General features: G+C 71.0%; 11 protein-coding genes. 1 reads left to right on the top strand and 10 read right to left on the bottom strand.

The window, feature by feature from the left end:
- Positions 1-13: 13 nt before the first annotated feature.
- Positions 14-832 (top strand): inositol monophosphatase family protein, encoded by an 819-nt coding sequence (locus G4D85_RS00710; RefSeq protein ID WP_164006902.1) that lies wholly within the window; start codon positions 14-16, stop codon positions 830-832.
- Here the strand turns inward: G4D85_RS00710 and G4D85_RS00705 are convergent.
- The 10 genes from G4D85_RS00705 to G4D85_RS00660 all read right to left on the bottom strand — a co-directional run bounded on the left by G4D85_RS00705 (position 829) and on the right by G4D85_RS00660 (position 13854).
- On the bottom strand, positions 829-1440 hold the full coding sequence (locus G4D85_RS00705) for a polysaccharide biosynthesis/export family protein (protein ID WP_164006900.1): 612 nt from the start codon (positions 1438-1440) through the stop codon (positions 829-831). The genes G4D85_RS00710 and G4D85_RS00705 overlap by 4 nt on opposite strands.
- 47 nt (positions 1441-1487) lie before the next feature.
- Positions 1488-2759: a porin family protein gene (locus G4D85_RS00700; RefSeq protein ID WP_164006898.1), complete on the bottom strand. Its 1272-nt coding sequence runs from the start codon at positions 2757-2759 to the stop codon at positions 1488-1490.
- A gap of 153 nt (positions 2760-2912) precedes the next feature.
- Positions 2913-3491, bottom strand: coding sequence for a hypothetical protein (locus G4D85_RS00695; protein WP_164006896.1), 579 nt, complete (start codon positions 3489-3491; stop codon positions 2913-2915).
- Between the two features lie 97 nt (positions 3492-3588).
- Positions 3589-4035: a cyclic nucleotide-binding domain-containing protein gene (locus G4D85_RS00690; RefSeq protein WP_164006894.1), complete on the bottom strand. Its 447-nt coding sequence runs from the start codon at positions 4033-4035 to the stop codon at positions 3589-3591.
- Positions 4036-4048: 13 nt separating this feature from the next.
- The gene (locus tag G4D85_RS00685) at positions 4049-5395 is read right to left on the bottom strand and encodes an AgmX/PglI C-terminal domain-containing protein (protein WP_164006892.1); all 1347 of its coding nucleotides are present in this window, start codon (positions 5393-5395) and stop codon (positions 4049-4051) included.
- A 2-nt stretch (positions 5396-5397) separates the two neighbouring features.
- A complete protein-coding gene (locus G4D85_RS00680; protein ID WP_164006890.1) occupies positions 5398-5682 on the bottom strand; it encodes a hypothetical protein in 285 nt (94 codons plus the stop codon).
- A 7-nt stretch (positions 5683-5689) separates the two neighbouring features.
- On the bottom strand, positions 5690-7261 hold the full coding sequence (locus G4D85_RS00675) for a tetratricopeptide repeat protein (RefSeq protein ID WP_164006888.1): 1572 nt from the start codon (positions 7259-7261) through the stop codon (positions 5690-5692).
- Entirely contained in the window at positions 7258-10653 is a 3396-nt protein-coding gene (locus G4D85_RS00670) for a tetratricopeptide repeat protein (protein WP_164006886.1), read from the bottom strand. Before G4D85_RS00670 ends, G4D85_RS00675 begins: the two co-directional genes overlap by 4 nt.
- Entirely contained in the window at positions 10650-13091 is a 2442-nt protein-coding gene (locus tag G4D85_RS00665) for a coiled-coil domain-containing protein (protein WP_164006884.1), read from the bottom strand. Before G4D85_RS00665 ends, G4D85_RS00670 begins: the two co-directional genes overlap by 4 nt.
- Before the next feature lie 10 nt (positions 13092-13101).
- Positions 13102-13854: a dihydrolipoamide acetyltransferase gene (locus tag G4D85_RS00660; RefSeq protein ID WP_164006882.1), complete on the bottom strand. Its 753-nt coding sequence runs from the start codon at positions 13852-13854 to the stop codon at positions 13102-13104.
- Positions 13855-13861 lie beyond the last annotated feature (7 nt).

Here is a 13861-nt window from a genome sequence, read left to right as displayed (position 1 = left end):
GGAAAGAGCCGTCATGTCCCAGGACACGCCCGCCACCCTGCGCCGCACCGCGGAGGAGGGCGCCCGCCTCGCCGGCCGCATCCTCGCGGACCGTTTCCTGGGCGAGCGCACGGTTGAGTACAAGGGCGGCATCGACCTGGTGACGGACGCGGACAAGGCCTCGGAGGAGGCGCTGCTGGCCTTCATCCGCGGGCGCCACCCGACGCACGCCATCCTCGCCGAGGAGAGCGGCGCCTCCGAGGGCACCAACCCCCTGCGCTGGCTGGTGGACCCGCTGGACGGCACCACCAACTACGCCCACCGCGTGCCCCACTTCTGCGTCAGCGTGGCCGTGGAAGGCCCGGACGGCATCCTCGCGGGCGTCGTCTATGACCCGATGCTGGACGAGCTGTTCTCCGCCGCGCGGGGCGAGGGCGCCACGCTGAATGGCCGCCCGCTGCGCGCCAGCGGCGTCGCCACGCTGGACAAGGCCCTGCTGTGCACGGGCTTCCCGTACGACGTGCGCGAGCGCCCGGAGGGGCCGGTGGGCCTCTTCAACCGCTTCATCCTCCGCGCCCAGGGCATGCGCCGCACCGGCAGCGCCGCCTTGGACCTGGCCTACGTGGCGGCGGGGCGCTTCGACGGCTTCTTCGAGTTCGGCCTCAAGCCGTGGGACATCGCCGCGGGCTCGCTGCTGGTGGAGGAGGCTGGCGGCGTCATCCGCCACGTCACCGGCGCGCCCTTCAGCGTCATGCGTGGGGACGTGGTGGCCGCGGCCCCCGCGCTGGCCCCGGAGCTGCTGACCGAGGCGAAGCGCTTCGTGGACGACCTGGGCTGGAAGCCGCGCGGCTAGAAGAAGCTCTCCGGCACGAAGACGATGTCGCCGGGCTGGAGCAGGAAGTTCTTCTCGCGCCCCACGCCGATGTCCTCGACGGGCACGCGAATCTTGCGCTCCTGCCCGTCCACCACGCGCGTCACCAGCGTGTTGTTCTTCGCCGCCAGCTTGGTGAAGCCGCCCGCCAGCGTAATCGCCTGGACGATGGACATCTCCCCGTCCACCGGGAAGGTGCCGGGCTTCTGCACCTCGCCGAAGACGAAGACCTTCTGCGAGTTGTACTCGCGGATGAGCACCGACACCTGCGGCCGGCGCACGTAGCGCGCAAGGCACGTCTGCAGCGCGTCCGCCGCCCCGCTGGGCGTCTTCCCCTCCAGCGGCACCTTGCCGCACAGGGGATAGTCGATGGTGCCCTCGGGGGACACGCGCCAGGTGCCGGAGTGCTCGGGCTCCTGGAAGACGCGCACCTCCACCACGTCCCCGGGGCCCAGCGTGCCGCCGCCCGCGCGCGCCTCGCCCGCCTCGGCTGCTGGCGTGGGCGTCGGAGGCGGTGGGCGGGCCGTGCCGAAGCACGCGGGGAGCGCCGCGAGGAGCACCACGGCCAGGGAGGAGCGAGAAGTCTTCATCCGGAATGGGGCGCCCCGGCGTGTCGCCAGGGCAGGGGCGGTGCGCTTCAGTACGTCACCGAGAGGCGAACATACCCCTCATGGCGCGTGTAGTTGAGGCCGCCGCCCGCCACGGAGGACGAACGGGAGCTCAGCGTGTAGCCGGCCGCTCCGCTGAGCCACGGGCGGAACTGGTACTCGGGGCCCGCGTCCAGGCTGATGAGCGTGTCGGTGCGCTCGCCGGTGAAGCCGAGGAAGTCCACCGCGCCGCCCGCGTGCAGCCCCAGCTTGCCGCCCAGGAGGGCCCGCACCTCCCCGTAGCCGCGGTTGTCGGTGAACAGGCCGTAGGCCGCCACCGGCTCCAGCGTGCGCAGGTAGCCGCCCTTGAAGGTCATGGTGGGGCTGAAGAGGTACGTGCCCTCCAACTGGGCGATGAAGGTGCCACCGCCCGTGGCCGCCAGGTTCTGCCCCCAGCCCGCCTTGGCCGTCACCGCCACGCGGGGCGACACGAGGCCCGCCACGCCCATCATCGCGCGCAGCAGCGTGGCGTCCGGGCTGCCGTCGTTGAAGTAGCTGCGCAGGTCCACGCCGGTGTCCAGCACCACGGCCGTCTTCGGCAGGAAGCGCCAGCGGCCCTCCAGCCCGAAGCGCAGGTTGCCGTAGTCGAACCGGTCCGCCGTGAGCGGGTCGCACACCCCCTCCGTGCAGTCCACCGGGTTGGTGGCGCCCAGCGGCTGGAAGAACTCCACCGCGTAGGCCGCGCCGGGCGTGAGCTCCACCGCGCCGCCACCCGGCCTCCACGGCAATCTCACCCGCGCCTCGTTGAAGAGGCTGAGCACGCCCGCGCCAATGGCCGCCGTGCGCGTGCGGTCCGAGCGCACGAACTGGTCCGACACCTCCAGCGACAGCGGGGCGTCCGGGTTGAGGCGCGCCAGCAGGTCCGCCGCGCCCGCCAGGTACGAGGCCGCGCCCGAGTCGGGCGTCATCAGGCCCGTGTACAGCACGTAGTCCAGGTTGCCGGCGAGGTTGAGGGCCAGCTTGGAGGAGGGCACTTCCAGGCGGAACCCCGGCCGGAAGTGCATCGCGAACTCACCGGACAGGTTCGTCGAGAGGCCCGACGGGTTCGGCGCCTCACCCGCGGGCTGGGCGAAGTAGCCCACACCGCTGTCGAGCCGCGTCTCCAGGTCGAAGTACGGGTGCAGCCGTCCGCTGCCCACCTTGATGCCATTGCCACCCGAGGCCGGAGCCGCGACGGAGTCCTGGGCCGTGGCGGTGCCGCCGAGCGCCAGCAGCGCCAGCACACCCCATCCCCCCCAGAATTTCCCTGGCTGCTGCTTCATGGCTCAGAAGGACTTCCCAGGTGGCAGGGGTACCCTCTCCCACCTTTCGCGCTCACGGCCCATGGCGTCATAACACGCGCATTCCCCCGGGCCGAAATCATTGTTGGACACAGGATGGAGACTTGCTCGGTGAGCCGGAGGGCACACGGGGTGCTACCGGATGGGGCTGGCCGGAGGCGGGCGGACGACGATGACGTCCGGGGGCGGCGGGCGGGTGGGGTCCCCTCCAGGCAGGTTCTCCGGCTCTTCAACCTCCACGAAGAGGTTCTCGTCCGTGCGGAAGGCCAGCTGGCCGATGCACTCCTCGGCCTCGGAGCGCAGCTGCCCCACCTTCTGCCGCGCGATCATGACCTTGGTGTATTCGTGGTCGCTGGTGGAGGTCTCCTTGGTGGAGAGGGCCTCCTGGAGCGACACGTCGGCCTGCTCGGAGATGCGCAGCAGGCCCTTGATCTGGGTGAGCTTCTCGTTGGCGCAGTTGAGCTTCACCACGTCCTTGGTGCGCCGCGCCTCTTCCACCTTGCCCAGCACCTGGCGGAGCACCTCGCGCATGACGCCCAGGGCCTGGGTGCTGCGCTCGAGCTTCTCGCCGTCCGGCACGTCGTCGGCCTTCTCGAAGGCGGACAGGGCGGGGGCGGGCGGCTTGGCCACGGGCTGGGACGGCGCCAGTGCCTGGCCCTGCGCCAGCGCCACCCCGGCGGCGAGTACCACGACGAGCGTTCCCACGGTGCGCATGCGCCTCACGGCTCTCCCGGCCCTTCCAAGAAGGTCAAAGCGTAGAGTCCGGGGGGTGGGGTGTCAAACCGACGCCGGGCCGACTCCAGCGGGGTTTTCACGCCTTACCCGCGAGGCGGACATTGGCCTCCCGCAGGCGAGCAGACAGGCTTCGGGCGATGTTGACGACGACGAAGGTGAAGCCCTCGCCGTGGGCCTGACGGAAGGCGCGGAGGTCCTGCGCGGTGAGCTGTAGCAGGTTGGCATCCGTCTTCGCGCGCACGGTGGCGGAGCGGTAGTCCTTGTCGATGAGGCCCATCTCCCCGAAGAACTCGGGGGAGGACAGGACGGTGAGGGGGTGCACCTCGCCGCCGGGCTGGCGACGGACGACTTCCACCTGGCCGTCGACGATGACGAAGAGGCTGTCGCCCAGGTCTCCCTCCTCGAAGACGACCTCACCGGCACCGAAGCGCCGCACCCGGGCGAGCTCGGCCAGCCGGGTGAGCTCCGCGGGGGAGAGCATCTCGAAGAGGGGTGAAGAGGCGATGACGGACAGCTTCTCCATGGTGCCCCAGAGCCTAGCCCGCCGGAGAGAAGACGAAGGGATAGGAAACGGCGGTGTCTGAGTCGGGCTTGAAGGGGAACGCCCAGTTGCGGATGGTGGTGCGGATGCAGCTGCCCACCGCCTCGCTGCCCAGGGTGTTCTCCTCGATTTCGATTTCGCCGGCCCGGCCCGAGGGCTTGATGACGAAGCGCACCACCACCTTGCCCTTGAGGTTGGGGTTCCGCTTCAGCTCCTTCTCGTAGCAGCTCTGGATGGACTTGAGGCGCGAGCGGACGTAGCGGGCCAGCGCCGCGCGGTCCACGTCCGAGCTCTCCACGTCCGGGGTCGCGTCCTGCACCCGGCCCTGCACCGCGGTCTCCTTCTTGGTGCCCAGGTCCACCTTGCCGCCGCCCTGGGTGCCCACCTCGCCGATGCCCGTCACCGTGCCGGCACCGCCGCCGCGCGGGCCGGTGCCGCCGCCCACGGAGGCCTCGGTGGCCACGCCCACGCCGCCCGCGCCAGCCAGCGCCGCGGCGATGTCCCCGCCACCACTGGCCCCACCCAGCACGTCCGCGAAGGCGCCCTGGCCCCCGCCGCTGTTGGAGCCGAGAATCTTGAGCAGGCCCTTGCCGGCGACCTTCTTCACCACCTCGGCGCGGCGCTCGGCGGCGTCACCGGCGGGCTTGTTGGCCGCGGGCTTGTCCGCCGCGTCCTTGCCCTCATCGCCCGGCTTGTCGTCCTTGGGCGCCTCGGCGGCGCCGGAGTCGGCGACGCGCGGGGCCTCCACCGGGCGCTGGGGGATGATGGCGCGCACGAAGCGGTCATCCAACTGGTCCAGGGCCAGCTCGGGCTCCTTGGGGGCCTCGGCGGAGATGATGAGCGCGGCGCCGGAGAAGTGCAGGAAGAGCGAGGCCGCGAGGATGCCGAAGAAGACGCGGTCCATCGTCTGCCAGCGGCTGACGCGGATGTCCGCGGGCAGCACCGGCCTGGCCTCCTCGAGAGGCGGCGCGACGAACTGGAAGAAGAGGGTGACGTCGCCCAGCTCCACCTTGCCGCGGGCGGTCTCCTGCAGCGGCAGGACGTAGAGGTCGCCGCGGCGGGTGGCCATGCCCTGCGAGCGTAGCGAGTCGAAGTCCACGTCCGAGGAGCCGAGGTTGACGCGGCCCTGCATCGTCTCGTCGATGACGAGCTGGAACTGCTGGCCCTGGTTCTCCAGCAGCGCGAAGCGGGCCGGCCGGTTGTCGGCCGAGGGCAGGACGATGGTGTTCCGGGCGTCGTGACCGATGGTCACATTGTCGCGCCGGACGTGGTGCTCCTCGACGATGCGGCCGTTCTGGATGACGCCGACGCGGAGCAGCTTGGTCTGCGGAGTGGCTGCCATGGTTAGAAGGGGTCCTGCTCCACGCTCTTGACGACCTTGGGCACGAAGGTCTCCGTGCGGCTCAGCTCGTCGAAGCTCAGGTTGGAGCGTGGAAGGATGTAGAAGGCCTGGGGCTTCTGGATGCGCCCCTCGACGGTGATGGCATCCAGGCGGATGACCTTGCGCGGCTTCTTGCCCGTGCTCGGAGCCGGGCTGGCGCCGGATGTGCCACTGCCCGAGGACGCGGAGTCCTGCGCGAGCACGGGCGCGGCGGCGAGCAGCATGAGGAGGGCGAGGGCGGTGCGCATGGCGGCCTTACTGGGAGTCGGTGGCGAGCTTACCCGAGCCGGCCGGCGCGGGGGCAGGGGAGGGATTGGTGGGAGAGGGTGCCCCCCCAGGCTGGGACACCGCGCCGGGTGACGGAGTTCCCTCGGAGGCCTCGGCGGTGGCGGCGGTGGACTTCTTCTTCGGCGGGGCCTTCGCCTTCTTGCCCTTGGGGGCCGGGGGAGGCGCCTCGGCGGCGGGCTGGGCCTGCTTCTCGGCGGCGGCCTTCTGCTCAGCGGCGAGTTTCTCGGCAGCGGCCTTCTCGGCGGCGGCCTTGTCGGCCTCGGCCTTCTGCTGCTCCTCGGCCTTGCGGAGCTGGTCCTTGCGCTCGCGCTCGCGTCGGCGCTCCTCGCGCTCGATGCCCTTGCGCGCGTCCTTCACGTACTGGTCGATGCGCTCGTCCTTGCCGCCCTTGCCCTGGTACTGCTCGAAGTAGCTGATGACCGTCTTGTAGCGCTCGAGCGTGTCCACCTCGGGCGGCTCCACGTCCAGGTAGAGGATGGCGAGGTTGAAGAGCGGGTCCGCCGAGTCCGGCCGCAGCTTGAGGACCTGCTCGTACTCGGCCCGGGCGCGGGCGAAGTCCCCCTGGCCCCGGTACGCGTTGCCCAGGTTGAGGCGCGCGGAGGCGAAGTCCGGCGCGGCCCGCACCGCGGCCTCCAGCTCCGCGACGGCGGCGGGGTAGTCCTGCGCCTCGTTGAGCAGGGCGCCGAAGTTGTTGCGCGCCTCGGCGAAGTCCGGGCGCAGCCGCGCGGCCTCCTTGAACGCCTCCAGCGCCTGCGGCCGCGCCTTGAGGGCCAGGTACACCAGCCCCAGCGCGTTGTGCGTGGCGGCTTCTCCGGCGTCGATGGCTCGGGCGTTCTCCAGCACCATGCGCGACAGCTCGTACTTGCCCTCGCGGTAGTAGACCTGCGCCAGCACCTGCATGGCGCGCACGTGGCGCTCATCGCCCTTGAGCGCCAGCTTGGCCTCGGCGGCGGCGGACTCGTGCTTCTTCTGCTGGAGCAGGGTGATGGCCAGCGCGGTGCGCAGCGGCACCGAGTCCTTCCGGGCATCGAGCAGCCCGCGCAGCTCCGCCTCCAGCTTCACCGCGCGGCCCGTGCGGCCATACAGGCGCGCGAGGCAGTCCCAGGCGGCCTCCTGCTCGGGAGCCACCGCCAGCGCCTGCCGGTAGGAGCGCTCGGCGTCGTCGGGCCGGCCCAGGCGCTCCTGCACGATGCCCAGGTTCGTCCACGCGTAGTCGAGCTTCGGCTGCTCCCGCGTCAGCGCCTGCAGCGCCGCCTCGGCCGCGGTCAGCTCGCCCTGGTGGGCAATCTCCACCGCGCGCGCGAAGTCCCGCGCAGGGCCGCGAGCAGGCTCGGGACGCGCCAGGGGCGTCGCGGCCCTGGCTTCCATGCCGGCCGTGCCCGCATCGGGAGTGGCGGCGGTGCCGTCCGTCGCGGGCGCAGTCGCTGTGGTGTCGGGGACTGGCTGAGGGCCAGAGGCACACGCGGACAGCAGCAGTCCGGACGCGAGCGCCACGGCGGCGAGCGCACGGGCGCCGGGGATGCGCGGGGTGGAGCTCACTTGTCACCTCCGCCGGACAGCTTCGGGGCTTCCGGGCTGGTGGGGTCAGGCGTCCTCGGTCCGTCCACGCTGCCCACCAGTCCATCCGGGTAGGCGCCGTCCGAGGAGAGGGCCTGCTTGGGCTCCTTCAGCACCGGGTATTCCTTGGGGCGGAAGCGGTTGAGCGCTTCCAGCGTGCGGCGCGTCCACTCGTTGGAGATGCGATTCTTCCTCGCCTCCGCCAGCGTGGCCGCGTAGCTCTCCACCGCGGCCTCTTCCAGCGCCGTCGTCTGCTGCGCGAGCTGGTCCTGGTAGACGACCACCGCCTCCTCGCCCAGCCGCTTCACCTCCACCGGCACCGGCGTCTCGATGATGGTGTTGGCGAAGCGCTCCAGCGCATGACCGCGCCGGTACAGCGCCGCCAGCGTCCACTCCAGCCGCTTGTACGGGTAGACGCGCGCGTAGGCCTCGTTGACGGACTTCACCGCGTTGCGCTTCGCCGTGAAGCTGCGCTCTAGCGCCTTGCCCCGGCCGCCAATGCGCAGCCGGTCGAACTTCTTCAGCTCGGCCTCCGCCGCCTGGAAGCGGCCATAGGCGGCCGCGTCCGCCGCCAGCGGGTACGTGTCCGGCTGGAGCTTGCGCCGGTCGAACTCGCCCGCCGCCTGCGTCCACGCGCGCTGCGCCTCGCGCTCGTTGCCCAGCTTGTCGTGCGCGTCACCCATGCGCCGGTACGCGTCCACCACCAGCTCCACCTGGCCGGGCTTGCGGGAGAACTTGGTCACGAACTCCTGGAGCGCGCGAATCTGCCCGCGTGGGTTGCCCTGCTTCTCGTAGATGATGGCGGCGCGGTACTGGTTCTTCGGCGCGTCCTCGGCGTTGGGGAACAGGTCCGCGTAGCGCAGGAAGGCCGCCGCCGCCTCGGGGTAGCGCTGCTGGCCCTCCAGCAGGCGGCCCGTGTTGAAGAGCGCCGCCTCGCGGTCCTTCGACGCCGGGTAGTCCTTCACCAGCTTCTGGTAGTTGGCCACCGCCTTGTCGAAGTCGTACGAGTTCTCCGCATTCACGGCCACCCGGAACAGCGCAGCGTCCGCCAGCGGCGACTTCGGGTACTCGCGGTAGATGCGCTCGTACAGCTTCAGCGCGGAGTCGAAGCGGCGCGTGTTCTCGTAGGCCACCGCGGCGTTGTTGAGCGCCTTGTCCGCGAACTCGTGGCGCGGCTCCTCGTCGACCAGCGCGATGTACTTCTTCGCGGCCTCGTCGTTCTTCCCCTCGGCCATGAGCTGGTCGGCCAGCTTGAAGCGGCCGGCGAGCTTGAACTTGACCAGGTCCTTGTGGAGGTCGCTCGACGGGTCGATGACCTGCGAGTTGCTGGCCAGCCGCGCGCTGACCTCCTCCACGCTCTTCCAGTCCTTGTCGATGAGGAACGTCTCGACGATGAGGTTGGTGGAGTACTTCGCCACCTCGTGCTTCGGGTACGTCTGGACGATGGACTCGAAGCGCCGACGCGCCTCGGGGAAGTCGTTGTGCGAGTAGTGCAGCTCCGCGGCCTTGTAGGCGATGCCCGGCGCCTTCTCGCCCTTGGGGAGCATGGCCAGGTACTTGTCCGACGCGACGACGAGCTTCTGCTCGGTGGCCGTGAAGGCGACGGGCTTCACCACCTCGCCCTCGGGGCGCTCGGTGGAGCGCAGGGGCTTCAGGTCCGGCGCCGCCCCGGACTGCACGTCGAGGACGAGCTGCTGCTGCCACGCGAGCACCGCGTTGAGGGCGGAGTCATCGCGGTGCTTGTCCGCCACTCCCGTGTCGCGCACCAGCTCGTAGCCCTTCGCGGCGGCGGCGAACTGGAAGGAGTTGTAGAGGCACTCAGCGTGGTAGAAGCGCATCTCGCCCGCGCTCTTGCTGCGGGGGAAGCGCTCCAGGTAGGCGCCGTACGCGCGCGCGGCCACCTGGAAGCCCGTGTTGGCCTGCTCGAACTTGCCTTCCTGCTTGAACACCAGCGCCTGCTGGTGGTGGTACGTGGCGGTGCCGTACAGGCTGCGCTCGACCAGGGCGTTCGCCTCGGAGAGCACCTCCGGGTCGCCCTTGTTCTTCTCGTACCAGGCGGTGCCCGGCTGGTAGAGGGTGGCCAGCTGCTCCGACTCGGTGAAGGACTCCACCATCAGCCGGTCGCCCGTATAGGCCTGGACGATGCGCTGCTGCAGCCGGGGCGCGTCCGGGGCGAGCGGGTCCTTCTGGAGCACCAGCCGGTACGCCTCGATGGCGGCCGGGTACTTCGTCTGGTCGAAGTAGACGTTGCCCAGGCGCCGGTACACGTCCGCCTCGTAGGGGCGGGGGCCGCGCTTCTCGAAGAGGGCCTGCGCCCGAGGCATGCCGCCCCACGTCTCGTCCGCGAGGGAGATGGCCACGTACTGGAGGGCCTCCTCGCGCAAATCTCCACCGGCCTTCTCGTCGCCCCGGGCCACGCGCTGGGCCTCGTAGAAGTCCGCGAGCGTGAGGAAGGAGTCCACCGCCTCGTCGAAGCGGTCCATCCGGTAGTACGTCCACCCCAGCTTGTAGACGGCCTTGTCGTAGAGCGGGTGCGAGGTGTCGCGGCTGGCGGCCTCGAAGGCCAGGGCGGCCTTGTCGAGCGCCCGCGGGTCCTCGTAGTCCTCGAACCAGTGCTCGCCGATGCGCACCCACGCCTCGGTGGCGAAGCGGCTCTTCGGGTAGCCCGCGATGAGCTGCTCGTAGGTGGCGAGGCTCTCGTCGAACTGCTTCTGTTCCTCCAGGCAGTAGCCCAGCAGGTACGTGGCGCCGTCGTTGAGGCGGTAGTCCGGGAACTGCTTCAGCAGCTTGCGGTACAGCGCGATGGAGTCCGCGAAGTCCACCGTCGGCTCGGTGGGGACGTCGCCGTCGGGGTTGCCGTCGAGCGCTTCCAGCCGCTCGCGGTACTCCTTGCTCGCCAGCAGGTGCTCGTCCGAGGAGCGCTCGTAGTACAGCTCCGCGAGGCGGAACATCACGTCCGGCGTATAGCGCGGCTCGTCGGGGTAGCGGCGGAGGAACTCCTCGAAGCGGGCGATGGCGTCCAGCCGCTCCTTGCGCTCCTGGGCCTCCAGGTCGCGGATGGCCTTCTCGTACGAACCCGCCAGCGAGCCGCGCTTCTGCTCGTACTTGCGCTCCACCAGCTGCTGCACCTCGCGGTGGAACTCGCGGGACTCCTCCTCGTACGTCTTCATCGCGCGGCTCACGTCCTGGAGCAGCGCTTCCTGCTCGGGCGTGCGGCCCAGGCCCTTGAGGTACTCCGCGGGCGCGGAGGCCGGAGCCTTCGCGGTGGACGAGGCCTCCGCGGCGGCGGGCGCTTCGCCCTTCCCGGCGTCCTGGGCAGCGGCGGGGACGGAGGCGAGGGCGAGCAGGGCTGCGAGGAGGCCGCGGCGCATCACTGACGGTCCTCCACCAGCACGTCCCGGAACTCGTTGTCCAGCTCGCGCAGGGCCTTGTCCTTCTGCGCGGACAGCTTCTGGATTTCCGTCGTCTTGTCCTGCTTCTCGGTGAAGGCCACGTCCACCACGCCCACGTCCGCCTTCAGCACCAGGTCGTAGAACTGCTGACGCACGCGGCGGAAGCTCTGGTAGGCGATGCGGCCCACGAGGTTGCGCGCGTCGCCCGTGACGGAGGCCACCTCGGCCTCGTAGCGATTGAGCAGCTCCTGCTCCGCCACCACCTTCTCGCGGATGACGCGGCCGCGTGTCTCCACCCGGGCGCGCAGCACGCTCCGGGCCGTGGCCACGCGGGTGCGCAGCGCGTCCGTCCGGCTCCGCACGTCATGCGCCTTGCGCAGCGCGCTCGCGGCGTCCGCGGGCAGCCGCCCCTCGGCGGTGCCCAGCACCTCGTGCTCGCGGCGCAGCGCCTCGGCATAGCCGGTGCGGATGGTCTGCTCGCCGGCCAGCTGCGTGGCCGCGGCGTTGCGCTCGTCCGCCAGCCGCGCGCGCGTCGCCGCCAGCTCGCCCTGCAGCTCGGTCAGCGTCTGCGTCTCGGCCTGGAGCTGCACCAGGAACTCGCGCTCCTCTTCCGGGTCCGACTTGCGCTCGAGGCGCGTGTCGTCCACCCACTTGCGGATGGAGGTGGTGACGGCCTCCAGGTTGCGCAGCTCGTAGCCCAGGCGGAAGGCCTCGCGGTCCACCTCGTCCACGCGGGTCTGCATGCGCTGGCGCCGCTCCTCCAGCTCCTGAATGGTGGTGGGCAGCTTCGCGAATCGCGCGCCCAGGGCCTCGCGCTCGAGGCGGAGGCCGGTCAGCTGCTCGCGCTCCCCGGCGGTGAGCACGTCCTCCAGCAGCGACGTCTCCACGCGCACCAGCGACGCCTCGGCGTGGGTGAGGGCGGTGTCCACCGCGTCCGCGCGCGTGTAGCCCTCCTGCAGCTCAGGGAAGGTCTCCAGCCCGCGCGTGTCCAGCGCCTGGAGGATGCGCTGGGCCACATCTTGCGCCTCGTCCGCGCCCTTCCGGCCGCTGTCGATGTCGCCCACCATCCGTATCGCTTCGGCCACCTCGCGCTGCGTGGTGGCGTACTTCAGCGCCACCGGGGGCAGCAGCGTGCTGATGTCCGGAGCGGAGTCCGTGCGCGCCAGCAGCCGGTCGAAGTACACCACCGGGTCCCGGTCCACGCTCAGCAGCTTGTCCATCGTGTCCCGCACCGGGCGGAAGGTGCCGATGACGTGCGAGTACGTCTCGATGGACGTGTCGTACTGACGCAGCTTCTGCAGCAGGTTGCCCTGGAGCAGGCGCGCCTCGGGCGCGAGCTGCGAGTCGGGCGCCACCATCAGCAGGATGTCGATGGCGTTCTTCGCCAGCTGGTGGTTGCCCATCTTCACGTGGACCCAGGCCACCTCGTAGAGCGAGTCCGGGAAGGACTCGCTGTCGCGTGGCACCTGGCCGTAGCGGTCCAGCGCCTCGTCGAAGCGGCCCGTCTCGTACAAGAGCCGCCCCAGCGACATCAGCGCCAGCTCCCGCACGCGCTGCGCATCCGCTTCCGGGGACGTGCCGGTGGCCGGGCGCCGCACGCCTGGGGGCACGGCGTCCACCTGCGAGGTCTGCGCGGAGGGTGGGGTGGCCAGCTGCTGGAACTGCTGGATGGCCCCGGGCAAATCGCCGGCCTGCACGGACAGCACGCCCAGGTGGTAGGCGGCCTGGAGGCGGAACGCGCCCTCCGGCGCCTGGGCCAGCGGGGTGAAGGCGGCGCGCGCGCGGGCGATGCGCTCCTCGGGCGGCACGTCGGAGCGGCGGAAGAGCCACTTCGCGTGGACGTACGCCATCTCCGCCGGCAGCTGCCCGCCGGACATGGCCCGGGCCTTCTCCACGTACGCGTCGATGCCCTCGTAGTGGTTGAGCCGTCCGGCCACCACCAGGAAGCGCGACAGCGCGTCGCGGTAGCGGCTGGCCGAGGTGGGCAGCGACATCAGCTCGCGGAGGTAGAGCCTCGCGCCGATGTAGTTCTGCTGCTGGAGGAGCGAGTCCGCCAGGTAGAAGAGCGCGTCGGCGTAGCGCGGGTGCGCGCGGAACCGCGGCTCGCTCACCAGGTCATAGAAGAGGACGGCCGCCGCCGGCCAGTCGCCCAGGAGGTACTGGATTTCGCCGTCGGAGAAGCGGCGCTCGCGCGAGTCGTCCTCGCTGGGCTCGGTGCGGTTCGTGTACTGCGTCTCGACGAAGCGCAGGTTCTCCTCGGTGCCCTTGAGGCCGCGCTCCACGGCGTCGAGCTGCTGCGCCAGGTCGCGCATGGACGGGCCCGGCGCCGGGCGCGGCGCCGGGCCGGGCTCGGCGGCGGCAGCGGGCGCGGTGCCCAGCAGGGCGGCCGCGAGGGCGAGGGCGCGGAGCGACGCGTTCACCAGTCGGTCCCTACTTCGTCTCGGAGGAGGTGGTGGCCGCGTCGGGCGTGCCGTCCGCGGTCGGTACCTTGCGGCCGGGGTCCTTCGACACTTCGATGTCGTAGCGCACCGCGGGCCGGTCCTTCAGGTCCGTCGTCATGCCGCCCTGCTCGAAGCCCACCACGCGCACGGTGGACAGCTTCCCGGGCTCCGCGTTGAAGGTGTAGCTGGACTGCACCTTGAACTTGTAGCCCTCCAGGTAGCTGAACACGCCGTAGCCGTTGCCGCGGTACACCAGCCGCACGGCAATCTGGTGCTGCCCGGGGACGATGCGGCCGTTGAAGATTTCGAACTCCAGGCGCTTGCCGAGGTCTCCCTCGGTGTCCACCTGGGTGTAGATGGGCGCGCCGTCCAGCGCGTACGCCACCGACTCCAACAGGAAGGAGCCGCCCATCTCGTTCTTGTGGAGGATGACCGCGCGCGAGCCGGTGGAGACGTCACCGCCCAGCACCGACTCCTGCAGGAGCAGCAGCCGCGCCTTGGAGCGGTAGATCTTCTCCTTCAGGTCGACGACCTGCTCCTCCAGCGTCTTCACGCGGGTGTCGAAGGCCTCGTCCGCCGTCTGGGGTCCGCCCGCGGGCGCCACGGACTCCGAGGCCTGGGCGGCTTGCGGAGCCCGCGCGGCGGCGGGCGGTGTGGCGGAGGGCTCCTGCGCGAGCGCCGGCATCCAGGCGGTGGCGCTCAGGAGCGCGAGGAGGTGGAAGGTGGCGGCAGCGACACGCACGGTGCGA

The organism is Pyxidicoccus trucidator, from assembly GCF_010894435.1.
Classification (GTDB): Bacteria; Myxococcota; Myxococcia; order Myxococcales; family Myxococcaceae; genus Myxococcus; species Myxococcus trucidator.
This window is presented reverse-complemented; position numbering and strand designations above follow the sequence as displayed.

What these genes read in the sequence shown, in the direction of transcription:
- G4D85_RS00690 (WP_164006894.1), bottom strand. Translation starts at nt 4,035, where the DNA reads ATGGAGAAGCTGTCCGTCATCGCCTCTTCACCCCTCTTCGAGATGCTC.
- G4D85_RS00705 (WP_164006900.1), bottom strand. Translation starts at nt 1,440, where the DNA reads ATGAAGACTTCTCGCTCCTCCCTGGCCGTGGTGCTCCTCGCGGCGCTC.
- G4D85_RS00695 (WP_164006896.1), bottom strand. Translation starts at nt 3,491, where the DNA reads ATGCGCACCGTGGGAACGCTCGTCGTGGTACTCGCCGCCGGGGTGGCG.
- G4D85_RS00700 (WP_164006898.1), bottom strand. Translation starts at nt 2,759, where the DNA reads ATGAAGCAGCAGCCAGGGAAATTCTGGGGGGGATGGGGTGTGCTGGCG.
- G4D85_RS00680 (WP_164006890.1), bottom strand. Translation starts at nt 5,682, where the DNA reads ATGCGCACCGCCCTCGCCCTCCTCATGCTGCTCGCCGCCGCGCCCGTG.
- G4D85_RS00710 (WP_164006902.1), top strand. Translation starts at nt 14, where the DNA reads ATGTCCCAGGACACGCCCGCCACCCTGCGCCGCACCGCGGAGGAGGGC.
- G4D85_RS00685 (WP_164006892.1), bottom strand. Translation starts at nt 5,395, where the DNA reads ATGGCAGCCACTCCGCAGACCAAGCTGCTCCGCGTCGGCGTCATCCAG.